The sequence below is a fragment of the Pseudomonas sp. SIMBA_067 genome (assembly GCF_046534675.1).
In the GTDB taxonomy this organism is placed as follows: Bacteria; Pseudomonadota; Gammaproteobacteria; order Pseudomonadales; family Pseudomonadaceae; genus Aquipseudomonas; species Aquipseudomonas putida.
In genome coordinates, this window is sequence record NZ_JAWRYH010000744.1 from 1 (window position 1) to 259 (window position 259).

Annotated in this window: 1 protein-coding gene; it reads left to right on the top strand. The window is 53.7% G+C overall.

Annotated elements, in window-relative coordinates:
- On the top strand, positions 1-259 hold a 259-nt coding region (locus tag SB765_RS31155), incomplete at both ends, for a galactokinase family protein (RefSeq protein ID WP_410932695.1).

Below are 259 nucleotides of genomic sequence, written 5' to 3' on the forward strand. Positions count from 1 at the left end.
AGGCACAACAATGAGCTTAAAAACCATCACGCAGCAGCTTTTCTCTGACACTTTCGGTTACGCCGCTACGCATACCATTCAGGCACCGGGCCGCGTTAACCTGATTGGCGAGCATACCGACTATAACGACGGCTTCGTGCTGCCGTGCGCCATCGATTACCAGACGGTGATTGCCTGTGCCCGCCGTGACGATCGTCAGATTCGTGTGGTCGCTGCGGATTATGAAAATGCGCAGGACACATTTTCTCTCGATGAAGAG